Annotated in this window: 18 protein-coding genes, 1 pseudogene and 2 riboswitches; of the genes and pseudogenes, 10 read left to right on the top strand and 9 right to left on the bottom strand. The window is 56.5% G+C overall.

Annotated elements, in window-relative coordinates; all coding sequences use genetic code 11:
* Positions 1–104: 104 nt before the first annotated feature.
* Both apbC and ABLU67_RS19315 read left to right on the top strand, forming a co-directional pair.
* Complete coding sequence (apbC, locus tag ABLU67_RS19320; RefSeq protein ID WP_004103811.1) at positions 105–1,214, top strand: iron-sulfur cluster carrier protein ApbC; 1,110 nt, start codon at positions 105–107, stop codon at positions 1,212–1,214.
* Positions 1,215–1,562: 348 nt separating this feature from the next.
* Entirely contained in the window at positions 1,563–1,892 is a 330-nt protein-coding gene (locus ABLU67_RS19315; protein ID WP_025107803.1) for a hypothetical protein, read from the top strand.
* A 53-nt stretch (positions 1,893–1,945) separates the two neighbouring features.
* Here ABLU67_RS19315 and ABLU67_RS19310 read toward each other — a convergent pair whose 3' ends face one another.
* Positions 1,946–2,263 (bottom strand): RcnB family protein, encoded by a 318-nt coding sequence (locus tag ABLU67_RS19310; RefSeq protein WP_004852605.1) that lies wholly within the window; start codon positions 2,261–2,263, stop codon positions 1,946–1,948.
* Positions 2,264–2,432: 169 nt separating this feature from the next.
* Here ABLU67_RS19310 and ABLU67_RS19305 point away from each other — a divergent pair, with 169 nt between their 5' ends.
* On the top strand, positions 2,433–3,353 hold the full coding sequence (locus ABLU67_RS19305) for a LysR family transcriptional regulator (protein WP_014230127.1): 921 nt from the start codon (positions 2,433–2,435) through the stop codon (positions 3,351–3,353).
* 136 nt (positions 3,354–3,489) lie between these two features.
* On the opposite strand, the gene ABLU67_RS19300 is transcribed toward ABLU67_RS19305, so the two are convergent.
* Together ABLU67_RS19300 and ABLU67_RS19295 are read right to left on the bottom strand one after the other, a co-directional pair.
* Positions 3,490–4,833 carry an NCS2 family permease gene (locus tag ABLU67_RS19300; RefSeq protein WP_047723259.1) on the bottom strand — a complete coding sequence of 448 codons (1,344 nt, stop codon included), beginning with the start codon at positions 4,831–4,833 and terminating at the stop codon, positions 3,490–3,492.
* A gap of 2 nt (positions 4,834–4,835) precedes the next feature.
* On the bottom strand, positions 4,836–6,647 hold the full coding sequence (locus ABLU67_RS19295) for an adenine deaminase C-terminal domain-containing protein (protein ID WP_348852463.1): 1,812 nt from the start codon (positions 6,645–6,647) through the stop codon (positions 4,836–4,838).
* Positions 6,648–6,767: 120 nt separating this feature from the next.
* Here ABLU67_RS19295 and ABLU67_RS19290 point away from each other — a divergent pair, with 120 nt between their 5' ends.
* Positions 6,768–7,682 (top strand): LysR family transcriptional regulator, encoded by a 915-nt coding sequence (locus ABLU67_RS19290; RefSeq protein ID WP_162557348.1) that lies wholly within the window; start codon positions 6,768–6,770, stop codon positions 7,680–7,682.
* A 57-nt stretch (positions 7,683–7,739) separates the two neighbouring features.
* On the opposite strand, the gene ABLU67_RS19285 is transcribed toward ABLU67_RS19290, so the two are convergent.
* The gene (locus ABLU67_RS19285; protein WP_348852462.1) at positions 7,740–9,716 is read right to left on the bottom strand and encodes an alkyl sulfatase dimerization domain-containing protein; all 1,977 of its coding nucleotides are present in this window, start codon (positions 9,714–9,716) and stop codon (positions 7,740–7,742) included.
* A gap of 232 nt (positions 9,717–9,948) precedes the next feature.
* Positions 9,949–10,044: riboswitch (TPP riboswitch) on the top strand.
* Between the two features lie 67 nt (positions 10,045–10,111).
* Here ABLU67_RS19285 and ABLU67_RS19280 point away from each other — a divergent pair.
* Positions 10,112–11,057 (top strand): annotated as a pseudogene (locus ABLU67_RS19280) (tyrosine-type recombinase/integrase).
* 44 nt (positions 11,058–11,101) lie between these two features.
* Here ABLU67_RS19280 and ABLU67_RS19275 read toward each other — a convergent pair.
* From ABLU67_RS19275 to ABLU67_RS19265, 3 genes are read right to left on the bottom strand one after another with little or no spacing between them, the layout of a single operon-like run.
* Positions 11,102–11,524: a hypothetical protein gene (locus ABLU67_RS19275; RefSeq protein WP_348852461.1), complete on the bottom strand. Its 423-nt coding sequence runs from the start codon at positions 11,522–11,524 to the stop codon at positions 11,102–11,104.
* The gene (locus tag ABLU67_RS19270; protein ID WP_348852460.1) at positions 11,505–12,914 is read right to left on the bottom strand and encodes a PAAR domain-containing protein; all 1,410 of its coding nucleotides are present in this window, start codon (positions 12,912–12,914) and stop codon (positions 11,505–11,507) included. The genes ABLU67_RS19275 and ABLU67_RS19270 overlap by 20 nt, the downstream gene beginning before the upstream one ends.
* A gap of 19 nt (positions 12,915–12,933) precedes the next feature.
* Positions 12,934–13,419, bottom strand: coding sequence for a PAAR domain-containing protein (locus ABLU67_RS19265; RefSeq protein ID WP_128334772.1), 486 nt, complete (start codon positions 13,417–13,419; stop codon positions 12,934–12,936).
* A gap of 163 nt (positions 13,420–13,582) precedes the next feature.
* Here ABLU67_RS19265 and ABLU67_RS19260 point away from each other — a divergent pair, with 163 nt between their 5' ends.
* The 4 genes from ABLU67_RS19260 to fbaB all read left to right on the top strand — a co-directional run bounded on the left by ABLU67_RS19260 (position 13,583) and on the right by fbaB (position 17,074).
* Positions 13,583–14,017 (top strand): hypothetical protein, encoded by a 435-nt coding sequence (locus ABLU67_RS19260; protein ID WP_128334771.1) that lies wholly within the window; start codon positions 13,583–13,585, stop codon positions 14,015–14,017.
* 154 nt (positions 14,018–14,171) lie between these two features.
* Positions 14,172–14,268, top strand: a riboswitch (TPP riboswitch).
* Positions 14,269–14,302: 34 nt separating this feature from the next.
* Positions 14,303–15,076 carry a hydroxyethylthiazole kinase gene (thiM, locus tag ABLU67_RS19255; protein WP_224292823.1) on the top strand — a complete coding sequence of 258 codons (774 nt, stop codon included), beginning with the start codon at positions 14,303–14,305 and terminating at the stop codon, positions 15,074–15,076.
* Positions 15,073–15,873, top strand: coding sequence for a bifunctional hydroxymethylpyrimidine kinase/phosphomethylpyrimidine kinase (thiD, locus tag ABLU67_RS19250; protein WP_224292825.1), 801 nt, complete (start codon positions 15,073–15,075; stop codon positions 15,871–15,873). The genes thiM and thiD overlap by 4 nt, the downstream gene beginning before the upstream one ends.
* 148 nt (positions 15,874–16,021) lie before the next feature.
* Complete coding sequence (gene fbaB, locus ABLU67_RS19245) at positions 16,022–17,074, top strand: class I fructose-bisphosphate aldolase (RefSeq protein WP_004103793.1); 1,053 nt, start codon at positions 16,022–16,024, stop codon at positions 17,072–17,074.
* 94 nt (positions 17,075–17,168) lie between these two features.
* On the opposite strand, the gene ABLU67_RS19240 is transcribed toward fbaB, so the two are convergent.
* Entirely contained in the window at positions 17,169–18,776 is a 1,608-nt protein-coding gene (locus tag ABLU67_RS19240; RefSeq protein WP_102803387.1) for an FGGY-family carbohydrate kinase, read from the bottom strand.
* Between the two features lie 30 nt (positions 18,777–18,806).
* Positions 18,807–19,556, bottom strand: coding sequence for an SDR family oxidoreductase (locus ABLU67_RS19235; RefSeq protein ID WP_348852459.1), 750 nt, complete (start codon positions 19,554–19,556; stop codon positions 18,807–18,809).
* Positions 19,557–19,814: 258 nt separating this feature from the next.
* Here ABLU67_RS19235 and ABLU67_RS19230 point away from each other — a divergent pair, with 258 nt between their 5' ends.
* Positions 19,815–20,816 carry a LacI family DNA-binding transcriptional regulator gene (locus ABLU67_RS19230; RefSeq protein WP_025107794.1) on the top strand — a complete coding sequence of 334 codons (1,002 nt, stop codon included), beginning with the start codon at positions 19,815–19,817 and terminating at the stop codon, positions 20,814–20,816.
* Positions 20,817–20,820: the final 4 nt, after the last annotated feature.

Here is a 20,820-nt window from a genome sequence, read left to right as displayed (position 1 = left end):
CAAAGGCAATAATTTGGTAAGCCCAAAGCTTATGGTGGGGGAATTATTCCCTTTAAGGTAAACTTAACGCACAAGATTCAACTCACAATAACAAAGGAGTCGGGATGAGTTCGCAATCCCAGGCCAAATCCCCCGAGCGTCTGCGCGCGATGGTCGCCGGGACCCTGGCTAATTTCCAGCACCCAACCCTGAAACATAACCTCACTACGCTGAAGGCGCTGCATCACGTCGCCTGGCTGGACGAGACCGTGCACATTGAAATTCAGATGCCGTTCGTCTGGAACAGCGCGTTTGAAGCGCTGAAGGAGCAGTGCAGCGCCGAGCTGCTGCGCATTACCGGCGCCAAAGCCATTGACTGGAAGCTGACGCACAGCATCGCCACGCTTCAGCGGGTAAAAAATCAGCCGGGCATCAACGGCGTGAAAAACATTATCGCCATCAGCTCCGGCAAGGGCGGGGTGGGTAAATCGTCGACGGCGGTCAACCTCGCGCTGGCGCTGGCGGCGGAAGGGGCGAAAGTCGGCATTCTGGATGCCGATATTTACGGGCCGTCGATTCCGACCATGCTCGGCGCGGAAGATCAGCGTCCGACTTCGCCGGACGGCACCCATATGGCGCCGATTATGAAATTCGGTCTCGCTACCAACTCCATCGGTTATCTGGTGACCGACGACAACGCCATGGTGTGGCGTGGCCCGATGGCCAGCAAGGCGCTGATGCAGATGCTGCAGGAAACGCTGTGGCCGGATCTCGATTATCTGGTACTGGATATGCCGCCGGGCACCGGTGATATTCAGCTGACGCTGGCGCAAAACATTCCGGTCACCGGCGCGGTCGTCGTCACCACGCCGCAGGATATTGCCCTGATCGACGCCAAAAAAGGCATCGTGATGTTTGAAAAAGTCGAGGTACCGGTGCTGGGTATCGTGGAAAACATGAGCATGCATATCTGCAGCAACTGCGGACACCACGAGCCGATTTTCGGTACCGGCGGCGCGCAGAAGCTGGCGGAGAAATATCATACCCAGCTGCTGGGCCAGCTGCCGCTGCATATTACCCTGCGCGAAGACCTCGACAAAGGGACGCCGACGGTGGTTGCGCGTCCGGAAAGCGAGTTTACCGAGACCTACCGCCAGCTGGCCGACCGCGTCGCGGCGCAGCTGTACTGGCAGGGGGAAGTCATCCCCGGAGAGATAGCCTTCCGCGCGGTCTAATCTCCTCACTATCCTGAGCCGCCCGGCGCTTTTCGCCGTGCGGTTTTTTAGTTTTTTCGTCCCGGTTTTCTACCGAGGAGATAATCACCGCGCGAATAATATCGCTGTTAAATATTATTTATTTTTATTCACATTTAGCGATATTGAGATTAATCAATAAAACATATTGCTAACATTGTTTTCCTCTGGCGGTTGTGCGAGCTTTAATAGCAAAGAAGTAACGATTTTAATTCGCCGTGATGAGATTTAATTTTGGCTTTTTATTTGGCGAAACGTGGATGTTATCAGTAATACGTATATAAAAACGATGGAAGGAAAGTATAGCCGTACACATTTCCGGAGTGCATGATGAATAATATTGCTCTAATCGTTAAGTTACGAGAACTACTGGTTATTTTTATGCATACGCGCTCGCTGCCGGAGAAAGCAGCAGACGCGTTGCGTTATTGCCAGGAGCATCTCCCGATAGCTGAGATTCCGATTGGCGCTTATGGTGAGTACAGTGATATTTTTGAACAGATTGTTTTTTTATCGGATGACAAGAGTCGTACGGCCCCGGATGATTTACTGCGTAGCGGCGGCGATCTGATATTAAGTATTTTAATGCTCTATGAGCAGGTTGCTTCATATATTGCCGTCGAGGAATTTATGCACAAACAGAACCGCTTTAACGAATAGCATTTTGCCACAAAAAACGCCAGCGGCAGGGAGAGCGCGCTGGCGTTCAGCTTTTAGCGATGGTAGAAAATCTCGCCATCATAAATTTTGAGGATTTTCCCCTCGGTTTCGGTAATCAGCACGTAGCTTCCGCCCATGTAGGTCCAGCGGGTCCCGGCATCCGGCGCAGGCAAATTGCGCTGCTGCCACTGCTTGATGTTGTATTCTGGCGTCAGGTACAGCGGCGGGACGGTATCGCCGATGTGAAATTGTTTGAAGTCCGCGGTGACCCCATCCAGCTCATATTTCTGTATACCTTCGCCGGTCGCCGCCCACGCGCCGCTGGCGCAGGCCAACAGTACGCCCAGAAGCATCATTTTTGTTTTACGCATAATTTCCCCATTATTATCCTGGACACAAAATCGCAGCCTCGTATGATTCCTGATAGGTCAAGGGATTGGCAAGCGTTGGTTTGGGTAAAAGTGTAAGCAAACGGTGATGCAGCGCCGTTTTTCATCGGCGCGCGCCTGTTTTGAGAATAATCCGGGGTGAGGAGTGTGTATGTTCCGGCTGGAAGATCTGGCATTGTTTGTCCGCGCTGCGGCGTTAAGCAGCTTCAGCGATGCGGCGCGAGAGGCCGGGCTGCAGCCCGCGCAGGTGAGCGCGGCGATCAAGCGTCTGGAAACGACGCTGAATATTCGTCTTTTTGCCCGTTCTACGCGGAGTTTACGCCTGACGCCGGAAGGCGAAACCTGGCTGCCCTATGCCACGCAGATGCTTGATACGCTGCACGCGGGGCTGCAAAAAATCAGCACGCCGGATGACGAAGTACGCGGTACGTTACAAATTGCCGTGCCGTCCGACCTGGGGCGCAACTTGCTTCTGCGCGTGTTTCGCGCTTTTCGCCAGCGCCATCCCGCGCTGCGCCTGCGGATACTGTTTTCCGATCATCGGACCGACGTATTTAAAGATCCGGTAGACGTGGCGTTTCGCTACGGCGATAACGACGATGCCTCGTTTATTTCCCTACCCGTCGCGCCGGAGAACCGCCGGATGCTGGTGGCCTCGCCCGGCTGGATAGCCGAACACGGCGAACCGAAGACGCTGGAAGATTTGGCCCGGCACAATGCGCTGACCTACGTGCTGCGCGGCAGGGCGTTCGATCGCTGGCCGCTGAGCCTGGACGGGAAGGTCCATTACGTGCAGGTTGCCGGCACTATCGTGAGCGATGATGCGGAGGTGATTCGCCGCCTGGCGGTTGCCGGGGAGGGGATCGCGTTCAAATCTGAACTCGACGTCGGGGATGATATCCGTGAAGGGCGGCTCCAGGTGCTGTTGCCGGAGTATCAGGGCGACGTGGTGCCGCTGAATATGATTTGCCCGCACCGCAAGCAGCTTTCGCCTGCGGTACGGTTGCTGTATGAGGCGGTGAAAGAGGCGTGCGAAGCGGTTCATTCCCGCGCGCCCTCTGCGGGCCGCTAGCGCCGACTCGGGAATGGTGCCGGGTTATGCATCGGCGTGGCTTGTTCCCGGCTCGCGCTGCGCTTAGCCGGGCTACGGATTGGTAGCCCGGACAGGTGCGCCAGCGCCGCCTCCGGGAGAACGATCGGTGCGAAGCTTAATGCTTCACCAGCGTGGCAAAGTAGTAGACCAGCGGAATCGCAAGGATCCACAGCCCGATGGGGATTTCCCGCCATTTGCCGGCAATCGTTTTAATCACCACATAAAACAGCAGCCCGCCGGCAATCCCGGTCCCGAAGCTATTGGCAATCAGCGTAATCATCACCATCATCAGCACCGGCAGGCCGTCGGTGAAGTTTGCCAGGTCCACTTTGCGCAGGCCGCTGAACATATTCAGGCCAATGAGGATCAGCGCAGGCGCGGTCGCCTCTTTCGGAATCATCAGCGCCACCGGGGTAAACAGCAGCATCAGGAGGAACATCACCGCCGCCGACAGCGCGGTTAACCCGGTTTTACCGCCGGCTTCCGCTGCCGCTGAGGATTCAATCAGCGCGGTCGCCGCCGGAATGCCCAGCCAGGGGCCAACGGCCGCGGCGATCGAGTCAACCATAAACGGGCGATTGATATGCGGCATATTGCCTTCTTCATCCAGCAGGCCCGCTTCGCCGCCTACCGCCAGCGTGGTGCCCATCGTGGAAAAGAACTCTGAGGCGAAAAAGACGAACAGGAACGGCAGGAAGGCGATATTCAGCGCGCCCAGCATATCGATTTGCCCCAGCACCGGCGTCAGCGAATGCGGCATATCGATAAAGCTGCCCGGGAGTCTGGTGACGCCCATCGGAATGCCGACCAGGGTGGCAAAGAGAATCGCCCACAGAATTGAGCCGGGGATTTTTCTCGCCTGAAGGGCAATGGCCAGAAACAGCCCGCAGAGCGCCACCAGCGCCCCCGGTGAGAGAAAATCGCCGAGCATCAGGGCGTTGGTTTTGGCGTTAGCCAGCACCAGCCCGGCGTTACGGAAACCCAGCACCGCGACAAACAGCCCAATGGAGGCCGTCAGGCCGAGCTTGATCGATTGCGGCACCGAACGGGTCACCACTTCACGCAGGCCGAACCTGGTTAGCAGGAAAAACAGAATCCCCGACCAGCAGGCGATCCCAAGACCAATCTGCCAGCCAATGCCTTCGCTGCCTGCCAGCGTGACGCCGACCAGCACCGAGCCGCCGATGCCCGGCCCGACGATAAACGGCAGGTTGGCATAAAACGCCATCAGCAGCGTGCCGCCGACGAACACCAGAATCGTGCCGGTGGTTGCCGCGCCTTTATCCATCCCGCCAACCGCCAGCAGGCCGGGGATAACCACCAGCAGGTAGGCGGCGGCGAGAAAGCCGGTGATGCCCGCGAGGCATTCGGTGCGCAGCGTGCTGCCGCGGGAATACAAGGCAAAACGGCGCTCCAGCCAGCTTCCTTGCGTGGATGAATGAAGGGTATTGTCGGCCATGCTCAGGCTCCCTGATGATTATTGTTGTGTTCTGTGTGTTCCGGGATTTCCCGGCAGTCTATCAGCGGCTCGACGATCTGGCGGGTGCAGCCGTCGGTCAAACCTAAATCGGTCAAATGCGGTCCGGCGTTACAGGCAAGGCAGGTGCCTTCGATAGCCTTAAATACGCGATAGGGCGGCTCCCAGTCGGCGACCTCCGCGCTCAGGTCGCGAAGCTGGCGGAACTGTCTGGCCAGCTCCGGAGCGGGCAAGTCGGAAAGCATTCCGGCAATCGGCATCGCCACGTGGGCAAGGATTTTTCCCTGCTGAGACAGCGCCATACCGCCGCCGGAGGCGATCAGGCGGTTTGCCGCCAGCGCCATCTCGTCGGCATCGCGGCCGAGCACCACCAGGTTGTGGGAATCGTGGGAGTAGCTGGTGGCGATGGCGCCGCGCAGCTCGCCCCAGCCTTCCAGCAGCGCAATTTGCGGCGTCGCCTGGTGACGACCGTGGCGGTGCTTAACCCAAATCAGGCTAAACCCGTCCGGGATTTGCACCCGGCCATCGCGGACCTGCACCTCAACCTCTCCCCACTGGGTAAAGCGCGCGCCGCGAATATGCCGCAGGCGGGCGACGCCGTGGCGAATCGCGCCGACGCGGAGGATAAAATCGTCAGGGCTGAGCGGCGGCATCTGCAGGGTATCGCGCGGCGGGGTAATACCCGCCGCCGGCGGAATCGACTCAAGCAGTGCGCCCTCGCGGGCAATCAGCTTCCCGGCGACGTACACCTCCCGCGCGTCGAGCTTTTCTAATGAATCAAAAACCACCAGATCGGCGCGGCGTCCGGCGGCAATCAGCCCCAGATCGTTACGTTGCAGACGGATCGCCGCGTTTAAGGTGGCGAAGCGCAGGACGTCGGTGGCCGGCAGTCCGTGCTCAATCAGCAGGTTGAGCAGGGCGATAATGCCGCCTTTTTCCAGCAGCATATCCGGTGGCACATCGTCGGTGCAGACGGTGATTTGCGAGGAGAGATGCGGCAGCGTTTTCAGCGCGGTAACGATATCCGGCAGCAGGTAAGGGTGCGAGCCGCGAATTTCGATAGTCAGCCCGGCGCGCAGTTTTTCCAGCGCATCGTCCGCCGAGGTGAGCTCGTGATCGGAGGTGACCCCAGCTGCAAGGTAGGCCTGCAGATCCGCGCCGCGCAAACCGCGGGCGTGGCCTTCGATCAGCTTGCCGCTGTTGAGACCGGCCTGGATAATCTCCTGCATCCGCTCGCTGCCGTGCAGCACGCCGTGCATATCCATCACTTCGGCGACGCCGCAAACTTCCGGCCAGGCCAGCATGGTTTCCATCTCCGCACCGGCAAAATCGGCGCCGGACATCTCCAGTCCCGGCGTCGACGGCACGCTGGACGGCGCCGCGACCATCACCTGCAGCGGCAGATGGCGGCTGGCGGCGACGGCGTAGCGCACGCCTTCGACGCCCAGCACGTTGGCCAGCTCGTGCGGGTCCCAGAATACCGCCGTGGTACCCTGAGCCAGGACGATTTCGGCATAGCGTTCAGGCGGCAGGTGGGAGCTTTCAAGGTGGACGTGCGTGTCCATCAGCCCCGGCGACAGGAAATATCCCGCCAGCGAGCGGCGTTCGTGGGCATCGGAGCGGCTGCCGCGCGGGTGCACGCTGGCGATGGTTTCGCCGACGATCCCGACGTCGGCCTCGCGGATCTCTCCGGTGGCCATATCGACAATCTGCGCGTCGGTTAATAAGAGATCGAACGGGGATTCGCCGCGTGCGGCCTGCACGGCGCGGCGGCGGGTTTCAGCACTGCTGGACATAACAACTCCGGCACAAGGATAATGGGGATACTCTAGGGGCAGAGCAAACGTTTGCCCAGATGAATAAATTTATCGCCCGATAACCTCGGGTTATTCTGCATGCTCACCATTGATGAAAACATGATGACTGAACCCTGGCAGCGTCTGCCCGCGCTCTCCCTTAAGCAGATCCAGTACTTTGTGACCCTGGCCCAGCTACGCCACTTCACCGACACCGCTAACCGGCTGGCTATCAGCCAGCCGGCGCTAAGCAGCGCGCTGCGGCAAATCGAGACGGTGCTCGGCGGCAAGCTGGTCAACCGTACCGCCTCGGCGGTGACCTTAACCGAGCTGGGGGCGGCGATTTTGCCCCACGCCCGGCGGGTGCTGAGCGTGGCGCAGCTGGCGTTTCAGGATATGCAGCAGATAGTCGAGGCCGGCGGCGACGGTACAGTGCGTATCGGGCTGGTGCCCTCGGTGAGCTCGCTGCTGTTTCCGCTGCTGCCGCAAACGCTGGCCCAGGCGTTTCCGCGCCTGAGGGTGGAGTTTCACGATCAGACCAACGACGCCCTGTTTTGCGAGCTGCAGTCGGGAAAGATAGATTTTGCCGTTGGCGCAATAGACAGTTCGTTACCGCCTGAGCTGCAGGTTTATCCTCTGCGCGACGATCCGTTTGTGGCGGTGCTGCACTGCGACGATCCGCTGGCCGGGCAGCCGCATCTGCCGTGGAAGCTGCTCGCGGGGCGCGATATCGCGGTGTTCTCAAAGGGCAATATTCAGCGTCTGGTCGGCGCGCTGGCGGAGAGCCATCGCCTCACGCTGAATACGCGTTATCAGGTTGACTATATTGAAACGCTTTACGGCCTGGTGCGTTCCCGGCTGGCGGTGGCGATTCTGCCTGAGCTTTATACTATCCACCTTCAGGATCCGGCGTTAAAGGTGGCGCAGCTTCAGCAGCCCGCGCTGACGCGAACCGTGGCGCTGATGCGCGGGCCGCAGCCTTTGCCGCCGCTGATTGAGGAATGTTTCGCATTATTACTAAGTTCGCTGCGCTGACCGGCGCGCGTCGACTCCGGGAGGGGAACCCCGCAGCTGGCCGCCGCGGGAGCTTATTTACGGCGTCACGATATTGAACCAGAACTCAAATTTATCCATATAGCCCAGCATCTCGTCCAGCTTCGCGCCGTCGCCGGTCACTTTGACTTCACCCTTATCCTCCGCCTGTTTTAGCGTTTCCTCTTTCAGGATGATTTTGTTCAGCGTGGCGCGATCCAGCGCGATGGTAGCGTCGGCGTCTTTGGCTTCGGCATCGGCGGTGTGGTTGAGCACGCCGTTTTCCAGCTCTAGCTTATATTTACCGCCATCGTTACCAAAGTCGATATTGAACACCGCTTTGGCGGTTCCGGCTTTTTCGCCGTTGATATGGACCGCAAGATAGTCGAAAAACATTTCCGGGGTCATGGCCCGCACGGTATCCGGGCTGGCGGTATTCGGCGTCGGGCCTTTCACGACGCCGTTGCGTAGCTCCTGCGCGCCGGTCAGGTAGAAATTACGCCACGGTCCTGATTCCGCCTGATAGCCCAGCTGCTCCAGGGCATCGGCTTCCAGATTGCGCGCCTCCAGATTACCGGGATCGGCGAAGACAATTTTGCTGACTACCTGAGCTACCCAGCGATAGTTGCCCTGGTTGTAATCTTCTTTGGCTTTCTTGAGGATAGCATCGGCGCCGCCCATATAATCAACGAACTTCTTCGCCGCTTCTTCCGGCGGCAGCTCGTCCAGCGTAGCCGGGTTGCCGTCGAACCAGCCGAGATAGAGGACGTAGGTAGCCTTCACGTCATGGCTGACGGAGCCGTAGTAGCCGCGGTTGGCCCAGGTATTGGCCAGGCTGTCCGGCAGCTTGAATTTGGCGGCGATCTCATCGCGGGTCAGGCCCTCGTTGGCCATGCGCAGAGTCTGGTCATTAATGTACCGATACAGGTCGCGCTGGCTCTTCAGCAGGTTAACCACGTTCTCATTACCCCAGGTCGGCCAGTGGTGCTGGGCCATAATGATTTCAGCCTTGTCGCCCCAGCGCACAATGGCGGCGTTGATATATTTCGACCACGGTAGCGGTTCACGAATTTTCGCCCCGCGCAGCGAGTAGGTGTTATGCAGGGTATGGGTGACATCTTCGGCGGATTCAATGAGCTTCTTCTCTTCGATATACCACAGCATTTCCGACGGTGCTTCCGAGCCCGGCGCCAGCATAAAATCGTAGGTCAGGCCGTCGATGATCTCTTTCTGGCCATCTTTCTCGATGATATTGGTGGGAGCAATCAGCGTGACGGTGCCGGCAGAGGTCGTGGTGCCGAGACCTGCGCCAACCTGGCCGGTGGCATCCGGTTTGAGCAGGTTGCCGTACATATAGCTGGCGCGACGGCTCATCACGTTACCGGCCATAATATTTTCAGCAACGGCAGCTTCCATAAAACCGGAAGGCGCGTAGATTTTGACTTTGCCGGATTTGACATCGGCTTCATCGACCACGCCGCGCACGCCGCCGTAATGGTCAACGTGGCTGTGGGTGTAGATCACCGCAACGACCGGCTTATTGCCGCGATTTTTGTAATACAGATCCATTCCGACCTTTGCGGTCTCCGCTGATACCAGCGGATCTACAACCGTGATGCCCTCTTTACCTTCAATGATGGTCATATTGGAGAGATCGAGGTTGCGGATCTGGTACACGCCTTCGGTCACTTCAAACAGGCCGCTGATATTGATGAGCTGGGATTGACGCCAGAGGCTGGGGTTGACCGTATCCGGCGCCTTTTCCCCCTCTTTGATAAAGGCGTACTGCTGCGGGTTCCAGATAACGTTGCCCTGTTCACCTTTAATCACTTCCGTAGGAAGCGCGGCAATAAAACCTTTATGCGCGTTGGTAAAGTCGGTGTTGTCGGAGAAGGGGAGCTGTTTATACAGCGCATCGTTTGCCTGTTTGGTCGCTGCAGCGGCTTCTTTCGGCGACGTTTCGGCCCAGCTGGTCACAGGGAGAGTCGAGATAATTCCTGCCAGAGCCAGACTTTTCATAATCGGTGTTAATTTCATCGGAATCCTCATGGTTTTACGCTGATTCACTCGTTAATTTCGATATGACGTCGGGTTACATCCTGTAACGCCTCCTAAACTATAAACACGTATCTGCAAAAGTGTTTGTTTTGTTAATTATTTGATTGCTTATTGTTAATTTTGAATTGCCTTGCGCTTGTATACCTACGCCGGGCCGGCTTGCGTTGTCCCGCGACTTACCGTAACCTGCCCGCTGAGAACGTTTTTATCTCTCAATGACTCGGGGTGCCCTTCCTTGTGAAGGCTGAGAAAAACCCGTACCACCTGATCTGGATAATGCCAGCGTAGGGGGCCGAAATTCGGCCTACTTATCATGAAATTGACTCTCTTTTTGTCGGTGCGTAATGCACTTGAGGTACAAAAAGGGCTTGTTCATGAGGTTAAAATCACTTCCGTACACCTTCAAGAGATACGGTAACTATTACATTCAGATCCGCTTATCTGATGGGCGGTCATACAAAAAATCACTATCTACTGACAGCTACCGCGAAGCATCTGCTTTGATGGTTTGCATCATTCCGCACCTGCCATTTGTTAAATCTTTAGCAACCCCGCTCCCTGTGTTCGAAGTGTTTTTGTCAAATCTGATTACGTCAGAACGCAAGGCTGCAAGAAATCCACTTTTAGCCCAACAACAGCAGATAATTGTTCCTACTCTTTTCTTACCGAGGGCAAAGACATTCTGCCCAAATCTTGCTTTTGATGGCGTAGTGGCTGCGCTATCAAAAGCAAGATTTGGCGCAATACAGCACGGCGGAGATGAAAAAGTTTGTCGGATGGGCGCTTAAGCAGCCTGATAACTGGCAAAAATGGATCACGTTATTATTGGCATACACGGGGTCGAGAAGAGGCGAGATAGGTAAACTGGAGAAGTCACAAATTAAATTCGATGAAGATAGCCAGCGCTACTATTTCCTGATTGCCGAAGGAGGGCAAGGGAAGACGGAGAATGCTACAAGACAGGTAGTTATTCATCCCAAGTTGATCGAATGGGGATTCATGGAATACGTTGATCGCCAGTGGAAAGAGCGGATCTTCTCAGAAGTGGCGGGTACAAACATGACTAAGATCGGCAAGGTGTTTGCTGATCTACGAGATCAGCTTGGTATCCCGTATCTGGATGATTACGGACAACGGCGGTTACTGCATTCCATTCGTCATAGTGTTTGCTCTTCGGCAATGGCTGGTTGGGTGAAAAACATTCTGCACCTACAGCAAACCGTAGGTCATGAGAAAAGCGGAGGGATCACTAAACGCTATTTGCATACGTTTCCCTTATCCTCAGTTTCTTATGTAATTGATGGTATTGATTGGGAGTGAATAAAATAGCCAAGTTTTTCGCTTGGCTATTTATTTTACTTCCGTTAAATGAACGTTGGTAAATAGAAAGCTGATAACATCATGAATAGAAAAATAATACCGACGACAGAAAGCCGCACTTTTACACGTAACCAATCGGTGTACTGATTAGGAAGTTCTTTAATGAATCGGATTTGCTCATTATCCATTCCTCGCGTATGGAATGAGTTCTCTTTAAAGTATAATGCTTTAATAAAGAATGCATCACGCATAAACGAGAAAAAGAATCCCCCATCCTGATAAATTAAAACTTCTGCTGGTCTTGCTCCAAATTTATCGACAAATAGTGAGCAAAGAGTCATGAATTTTCTCTTGGCTAATTTGTCATAAATCACGTAAGAAACATAATTAATTATGCCGAGAATCAAAAAGATCCCAGCAATTTCAACTCGATGTATTGTCAGAAAATTAATTGCCGAAAACGTCATACAACTGTTCTCCGCCTAATTCCCCAACAGCACTTCCCACTGTGCTACCAGCATACCCTAAACCAACACCTGCAATAACGGTACAAACAAGCCCACCAACACCAGCTGTACCAACGCCGATTGCGACGCATAATGGTATAGCCCCGCCACCAGCGAGAACACCGCCACCTGTACCCAAAGCAAAACTACCTATCTCAGTATACTTTTTCTTGGTACATTCAGCTTCGCGACCAACAGAATATGCCTCATGGATTTCGTTAAGAGAATGGAGTCCGCTAAAACCAATGCCTAAATAACCAGTGTAACGCATTGCTTTTACGTATTTAGCTGCCCGTTCGATGTGGGTAGCATAACCTTCAATGTCACTGATCCCCGTTTCATTCCATTTGTGGGTAATAGAGCTACTGGACAGGCCGAGTGCATTTTTTATTTTGGTATACTCTCCGAATTTCATAGCCTTATTCAGGAAGTAGACTTTGAGTATGGATTCAAGCTCTTTAAACAACTGGCTACGTCGGACATAAAATTGTTCACCAATTAATGCACCACGTGTTATGTAGGTGTTTTTATATGTTTCCTGGATCTCTTTGAGTATTTTTTCGATACTCTCAAAGTATTTTCCAACAGGATCAGCAGCAAGGCCAATTCCTGTATCAGCGTAGCTGGTGAAATTAGCTATGGTAGCGTAGTGTTTGTGCAGTAAGTTAGCTTCCTCATGCGTCAATGGGGCCAATGCTGCATCGACTCGCGCTTTCGCGGCTTTCATGTGGGCGATCTGTTCATCGTCCTGCTTCTCAGGATCAACCAGAAGCATAATAGAACCGGCTTTATATTCCTTACCTGCACCATTAAGTGAGCGATAAAGTTCGCGTGTTCCTGCTGGCGGTTCGCTTTCGAACAACCACGGTTCATAGGCTCTTGTTTCGGCTCCGTAAGGGAGAATACAGAAACCAGCGTCTACAGGTTCGCGTTTTGACTCTTGCGGTTTTGGTTCTACTTGCGCAGGTTTTTTTGCTGCCTGTGCGTGTTGTTCTGGCTCCTGAACTGGCTCAGACGTGGCTTTCACCGCTACTGGCGCAGGTGCTGCTTTCACTGGTGCCTGATAAGGGCCATGTGACATAAAAGTATGAGTAGGGATGAAGAAAGCCTTACATGGGCAGGTTGAACGGCTGTATATAGTACTCGCGGCTAACTGCCCGTGAATGACCTCGCCAGGGTATCCACCTGCCACGCTGTATTTACCTGGATGTTTACCACAGGATACCTGGCAGCCTACTGTTGCCTGTCTGTTTTGATTCGGGCCAATCTTCTTCCCTTTCGGGTGTCCGGTCAGTACAGAACCCCCGCATGTTGTTTTATCGCCCTGTACTACCCAAAAGCCTGTAGCCATTTGCTGAACTCCTTATTTTTTAGAGTGCCGCTGGAGTGAGGAAATCGGCTGGCATTGCTGGGCTATTGTCTAACTGGCACAGGAGAGCATAATCTTGTGGGGTGCTAACAATCACATCACCGTTATCAAGCTGGCTCCCTACGAGTGCATAAGAAACGCCGTTGCCGTTGGTATTGACTGACCCCGACCCGTTAATGATTCTTGCGCGTGTTCCGTCAGGATAAATAACGTAATCCCCAACCATTGCCCGATTAACCTCGCTCCCGTCTTCAAGAGTAAATGAGTCGTTGGCGCTGGCTTTCTCAATCTTCCCACCGTTTTGGGTGAGTGATCCCGCAGTGGCAAAACGCCAAATCGCCACTAAAGATCGGTCTTTCATTTCTTCAACATGGGATTTGAAAATCTGACGTTGTTCTTCGTCTGCGTTTGCCAATTGATCTGGGCTGAATGGGTTCTTGAATGATGTGAGCACTGATGGGGTAAGTTCGTTGGTGTATTGCTTCATAAGTCCCTCTACTTGTTATGGAAATAATCATCGTGGTCATTTTACAAACAATCACCACATCCGCAACAGGTATTAGACTTAAGCGAAACTGCGTTTCGTAACGGAAGGTTATCCGGTAGAGTAAGCGCAATAACGCTTAGATAAATCTCACGCAGAAGATGTTATGGCAGGGGTATTGGCAAGCACGGCGGCAGCGGTTGGAATCCTTGATAAAGCGGTGAGCATCACCCAGAAACTGGCGAATAACAGCGATGAACTGGACAAGGCCACGCTCAAACTTGAGCTGGCTAATCTGATGGTTGAACTTGCTAACGCCAAAATCGAAGCGATAACTACGCAGACTTTGCTTTTCGACGCTGAACAAAAAAACAAGCAGCTTGAAGAACAGTTGGTAGATAAATCAACGTTCGTATTTAAGCCGCCATTGTACTGGAAAGAAGGTGATGAAATCCCTTTCTGTCCGAGATGCTACGAAGGTGATAACAAGAAACATCATCTGCGTTCCATTGTTACCGCCGGAAATCGGGCTTATGGAATTCTCCCGAAGAATAATTGGTCATGTATGCACTGCAAGTTTTCCCAAAAAAAGAGTAGTTAAAAAATCTACTTCGTTTAGCTGCTTAGGATTATTGCGGGTCGTGATGTAGTGGCACACTGGCGTATTTTTAAGGTGAAGAAGCGATAACCGAGAGGATGGGCTTGCGCCAGCAAGCAACTTCCCCTAAGCTGGCAAAAAGTAAGAGAAATGTAATCTAAATGACTCGGGGTGCCCTTCCTTGTGAAGGCTGAGAAAAACCCGTACCACCTGATCTGGATAATGCCAGCGTAGGGAAGTCAGAGACCGCAGGGTCGTCGCTTCTTCATCGCCTGGCGGGAGCAAACGATGTCTGACCTGCTGAACCCCGCGCATATTGCCCATCTGCGGCACCTTTTTCACCGCCATTCTCCTCTTGTTCACTGCATGACCAACGACGTGGTGCAGACCTTTACCGCCAACGTCCTGTTAGCGATTGGCGCATCCCCGGCGATGGTTATCGACCCGGACGAAGCCAGCCAGTTTGCCGCCATTGCCGATGCGCTGCTGATTAATGTCGGTACGCTGACGGTTGAACGCGCGGCGGCGATGCGTGCGGCGGCGCACAGCGCGCAGCAGGCGGGTAAACCGTGGGCGCTGGACCCGGTGGCGGTCGGCGCGCTGACTTTACGGACAGAATTTTGCCGGGAGCTGCTGGCGCTGCAGCCTGCCGCCGTTCGCGGTAATGCGTCGGAAATTATGGCCCTGGCCGGAATGAGCGGCGGCGGGCGCGGCGTCGATACGACCGATACCGCCGCCGCAGCGCTGCCCGCAGCCCAGGCGTTAGCCCGCCAGCTGAATACCGTGGTCGCGGTGACCGGGGAGGTTGATTACGTCACCGACGGCCAGCGCATTCGCATGGTCACCGGCGGCGATCCGCTGATGACCCGGGTGGTCGGCACAGGCTGCGCGCTGTCGGCGGTGGTTGCCGCCGCTGCGGCGATGCCCGGCGATCGGCTGGAGAACGTGGCCGCGGCCTGCGGTCTGATGAAGCTTGCGGGGGGAAAAGCGGCGCTGCAGGGCGGCCCCGGCAGCTTTACTCCCGCCTTCCTCGATGCGCTCTATGCGGGAGGCGATCTGTGAAACGAATTAATGCGCTAACCATCGCCGGCACCGACCCGAGCGGCGGCGCGGGGATCCAGGCGGATCTCAAAACCTTCTCGGCGCTGGGCGCTTACGGCTGCTCGGTCATCACCGCGCTGGTGGCGCAAAACACCCGCGGCGTCCAGTCGGCGTACCGGATAGAGCCTGATTTTGTCGCCGCACAGCTCGATTCCGTTTTCAGCGATGTGCGCATCGATACCACCAAAATCGGGATGCTGGCGGAAACCGATATCGTCGAGGCGGTGGCGGAACGGCTGGCGCGTTATCAGATTAAAAATGTGGTGCTGGATACCGTCATGCTGGCGAAAAGCGGCGATCCGCTGCTCTCAGCCTCGGCGGTAGAGACGCTGCGCCAGCGCCTGCTGCCGCAGGTCTCGCTGATCACCCCGAACCTGCCGGAAGCGGCGGCGCTGCTGGCTGCGCCGCATGCCAGAACGGAAAAGGAGATGCTGGAGCAGGGCAGAGCGCTGTTGGGAATGGGCTGCGGGGCGGTATTAATGAAAGGCGGCCATCTCGATGATGCGGAAAGCCCGGACTGGCTCTTTACCCGCGACGGGGAGCAGCGCTTTACCGCGCCGAGAGTCCAGACCAAAAACACCCACGGTACCGGCTGTACGCTGTCAGCGGCGCTGGCGGCCCTGCGTCCGCGTTATGAGGATTGGGGGCGAACCGTGGCGGAAGCCAAGGGCTGGCTCTCGGCGGCGCTGGCGCAGGCGGATTCGCTGGAAGTGGGGCACGGGATCGGCCCGGTACACCATTTCCACGCCTGGTGGTAAACGGCAAGACAACGTGTCAGCAGACTATGCTGAAAAAATAGGCTCCCGGCTGGAAAATCTGCTGAGTCGGTACCAGGCTTAACCTGCCCAAAATAATTGGGTTGGGAAAACGCATGCCGGTTTCGACCGGCACTTACGGGAGATCGCTATGACTGATATTACGCAGTTGCTTGGCAAAGATGCCGACACGCTTTTACAGCACCGCTGTATGACGATTCCAGCCGACCAGCTCTATTTGCCGGGGGCGGATTACGTCGATCGGGTGATGGTTGATAACAACCGTCCGCCGGCGGTGCTGCGTAATATGCAAACCCTGTATAACACTGGCCGCCTGGCGGGAACCGGCTATCTGTCGATCCTGCCGGTCGACCAGGGCGTAGAGCATTCTGCTGGCGCCTCTTTTGCCGCCAACCCGCTGTACTTTGATCCGAAAAATATCGTCGAACTGGCCATTGAGGCCGGTTGTAACTGCGTGGCCTCCACCTATGGCGTGCTGGCCTCGGTGTCGCGCCGCTATGCGCACCGCATCCCCTTCCTGGTCAAGCTGAACCATAACGAAACGCTGAGCTACCCGACCGAATACGATCAGACGCTGTACGCCAGCGTTGAGCAGGCGTTCAATATGGGGGCCGTGGCGGTCGGGGCGACGATCTATTTCGGTTCCGAACAGTCTCGTCGTCAAATCGAAGAAATCTCCGCTGCGTTTGAGCGCGCGCACGAACTGGGCCTGGTGACCGTGCTGTGGGCCTATCTGCGTAATTCGGCGTTTAAGAAAGATGGCGTCGACTACCACGTTTCCGCTGACTTAACCGGCCAGGCTAACCATCTGGCGGCGACCATCGGCGCGGATATCGTGAAGCAAAAAATGGCGGAAAATAACGGCGGCTATAAAGCGGTGAACTTCGGCTATACCGATGACCGGGTTTACAGCAAGCTCACCAGCGATAATCCGATCGACCTGGTGCGTTACCAGCTGGCGAACTGCTATATGGGCCGCGCCGGGCTGATTAACTCCGGCGGCGCCGCGGGCGGGGAAACCGATCTCTCCGACGCCGTGCGCACCGCGGTTATCAATAAGCGCGCGGGCGGCATGGGGCTGATTCTGGGCCGTAAGGCGTTTAAAAAATCGATGGCCGACGGCGTGAAGCTGATCAATGCCGTGCAGGATGTCTATCTGGACGGCAAAGTCACCATCGCCTAAGCATTCGCGTGGCGGCGCTACGCCTGGCCGGGCTACGGTTTCGTGCGGTCTGGTAGCCCGGGTAAGGCGTTTACGCCGCAGCCCGGGATCTTGCTTACTCGCGAATCAGCCGCGCCGTGTGCTGTAGCGTTTTATACGCTTCATAGCGCCGCTGATGATCGGCGCTATACTGCGCAACGCAGCGGTAGGTTTTATCCACCCGGGTAAACTGCTTCATCGCTTCCGGCAGGGACGGGGCGATCTGGCCGGCCACCGCGCCGAGAATCGCCGAACCTAACAGCACCGGTTCGCTGGATTCGGTACTCACCACGCTCACTCCGCAGGCGTCCGCCAGCAGCTGGCGCACCAGCGGATGCTGCCCGGCTCCGCCGCTGATGACGATATGCTCGCTGTGGATGCCGCACGCCTTCTGGGCGTCAATAATCTGCCGCAGGCCGTAGCCGATACCGCACAATCCGGCGACGTAGAGCGCCATCAGGTTGTCCAGATCCCGCTCCATCCCCAGCCCGGCGATAATCGCTTTCGCGTGCGGGTCGGCCAGCGGCGCCCGATTACCTAAAAATTCAGGCACCACGTGCAGCCCGGCGGCGAGTTTGACCGCGGCAGAAGGACGTTCCACTTTCGCCAGCACGCTATCGGCAAGATAAACCGGCAGCGGGACGCCGCGCGCCCTGGCCAGCGCCTTAGCCTCGGCGGCGGTGGGATGGAAGCTCAGCAGCTGGTCGATGGCCGCTCCGGCCGCGCTCTGCCCGCCTTCGCTCAGCCAGAACCCCGGCACCATCGCCGAGTAATATGGCCCCCAGACGCCGGGCACGAACACCGCTTCCTGAGTGGTGGTCATGGTGCAGGAGGAGGTGCCGAAGACGTAGGCCATATTGTTAACCGCGCCGTTAAGCACGCCGACGGTGCCGATACCGCCCGCGTGGGCATCGATCATACCGACCGCCACCGGAGTACCGACCGGCAGGCCCATCTCCTCTGCCGCCGTGGCGCAAAGGCCGTCGCCGCAGGGGGTTCCCGGATCGACAATCCGCTGGCCGATGCGGACAAAATCTTCATCCGCCAGCTCTTCGAGGCCAATCTGGCGGAAGTAGCTGGCATCCCAGCGTTGTTCATGCGCCAGGTAGGTCCATTTACAGGTCACGGTACAGACCGAGCGGGCTAAATCGCCGGTTGAGCGCCAGGTGAGATAATCGGCGAGGTCGAAGAAGTGGCGCGCCTGCTGATAAATGTGCGGGCGGTTCTCCTTCAGCCAGAGAATTTTCGGCGTTTCCATCTCCGGCGAGATTTTACCGCCGACGTACTGCAGCACCGCGTGGCCCGTGGCGTTGATCTTTTCCGCCTGCCCGGTGGCGCGGTGATCCATCCAGACGATAATGTTGCGCTCCGCATCTTCCGAAGGCCCGACCGCCAGCGGGGCGTCGTTATCGCCAATCACCACCAGCGAGCAGGTGGCATCGAAGCCGATTCCGGCAATCGATGACGGCGCGACCCCGGCGCTGGCCACCGCCGTTTTAATGCAGTAGCACACCGCCTGCCAGATCTCGCGACTCGACTGTTCGACCACGCTTCCGGCGCTGCGAAACAGGGTAATTTCCCGGGTCGCGTGGGCGAGAAGCTCGCCCCGCAGATTGAACACCCCGGCGCGAACGCTGCCCGAACCGACATCGACGCCAATAATATGTTGCGTATCGATTTGCATAACATCCTCTCACAGAGTCTGGTTGAACGGTCAGAGATCCACGCTGTTCGGCAGGATCACAATGTCGCGCACGGTGACGTTTTTCGAGCGCGTCACCATAAACAGCACCGACTCGGCCACCTCAATCGGCTGCATCAGGCTGCCGTTGGCCAGCGCTTCGTCCATTTTGGCTTTCGGCCAGTCGTCCAGCAGGGCGGTGACCACCGGGCCCGGCAGCACGGCGCCGACGCGCACGCCGTACTGCGAAACCTGGCGGCGGGTAGTATGAACAAACGCCTGGACGGCAAATTTCGACGCGGTATAGATAGGCTCCCAGATCACCGGCACCACCCCCGCGATAGAGCTGGTGAAGATAATGTCCCCGGACTTTTGCGCGATAAGATGCGGCAGCACGCTGCGCACGCAGCGGAAGGCGGCGTTGGTGTTGAGGTGCAGCACGCGGTCCCACACGTCCGGATCGCCCTCGGCCACCGGCCCGCCGATGTAAGCTCCGGCGTTGGTGTGGAAAATATCGAGACGCCCGGTAAGCTGCAAAATACCCTGCAGAATATTATCGACCTGATCCGCCTGCATCAGGTCAACCTGCAGGGCGAAGGCGTTTTCGCCGAGTTCGGCGACAAGTTTGTTGAGCTTCTCGCCTTCACGGTCGATAAGCACCACTTTTGCGCCAGCGCCCAGCAGGGTTCTGGCGCATTCGAGGCCGATACCGGACGCCGCGCCGGTAATGGCGGCGACTTTACCGCTAAGGGAAGTATTCATAGAGGAGACAGAGTGGTTCATTTTATAATCCTTTACAGAGTCTGGTTGGAACTATCGAACGCGAGGGCATCGCGTTCGACGCTGGAGACGAAAACTTGTTAAGGTATTGAATATGAGCGTCATTTTTTTGATGTTCGCTGGCGTATTCACGCTGAATGCGTTAATACTTCGGGAAGTAAAATGGAAGCTCAATCGATGAAGCTAATGTTGCGCTAGCTTCATCGATTGAGCAAGTGGGGAAATTAACAGCGAAATGATTTTGTGACGCAAGTTGGGAAAATGAAGAAAATCACGATTTACGACCTGGCGGAACTGTCCGGCGTTTCGGCGAGCGCGGTGAGCGCTATCCTCAACGGCAACTGGAAAAAGCGCCGCATCAGCGCGAAGCTTGCCGAAAAGGTGACGCGGATTGCCGAGGAGCAGGGCTATGCGATTAACCGCCAGGCCAGCATGCTGCGCAGCAAAAAATCGCGCGTCATCGGTATGATTATCCCCAAATACGATAACCGCTATTTCGGTTCGGTGGCGGAGCGCTTTGAGGAGATGGCCCGCGAGCGCGGCCTGCTGCCGATTATCACCTGTACGCGCCGGAGGCCGGAGCTGGAGATCGAAGCGGTAAAAGCGATGCTCTCCTGGCAGGTTGACTGGGTGGTAGCCACCGGGGCAACCAATCCGGACAAAATTACCGCCCTGTGCCAGCAGGCAGGCGTGCCCACGGTCAATCTCGACCTGCCGGGCTCTGTCGCCCCGTCGGTGATATCGGATAACTACGGCGGCGCGAAGGCGCTGACCCACAAAATCCTCGCCAACAGCGCTCGCCGCCGGGGAGCGCTGGCGCCGCTGACCTTTATCGGCGGGCGCAGCAGCGACCATAACACCCGCGAGCGTTTACGCGGCTTCCACGATGCGCATCGGGAGCAGGGGCTGGTCGTGCCGCAGGAAAATATCCTGGCGCCCGGCTATTCAAAAGGCAAAGTTGAGGCCTGCCTGCAGGAGCGGTTTGCTACCGCAAAGACCCCATTGCCGGGGCTATTTGTCAACTCGACAATATCGCTGGAAGGGGTGGTGCGTTGGCTGTCGCAGGCGGGACTTACCGGCAGCGAGCAGCCGCCGATGGGCTGCTTCGACTGGGACCCGTTTGTCTATCTGCTGGGGCACGATATCGACATGGTGCAGCAGGACGTGCCGGCGATGCTGGAAGCGGTGTTCACGATTATTGACGCCGGCGAGGCCGGGCAGCAGCGGATTGAAATCCCGCCGCTGTTGATGAGCAGCCGCTGATCCG

It is taken from the genome of Klebsiella sp. GN_Kp190, assembly GCF_040061795.1.
Lineage (GTDB): Bacteria > Pseudomonadota > Gammaproteobacteria > Enterobacterales > Enterobacteriaceae > Klebsiella > Klebsiella michiganensis.
The sequence above is the reverse complement of the archived record's forward strand: the minus strand, read 5'-3'. Positions and strand labels throughout refer to the sequence as shown.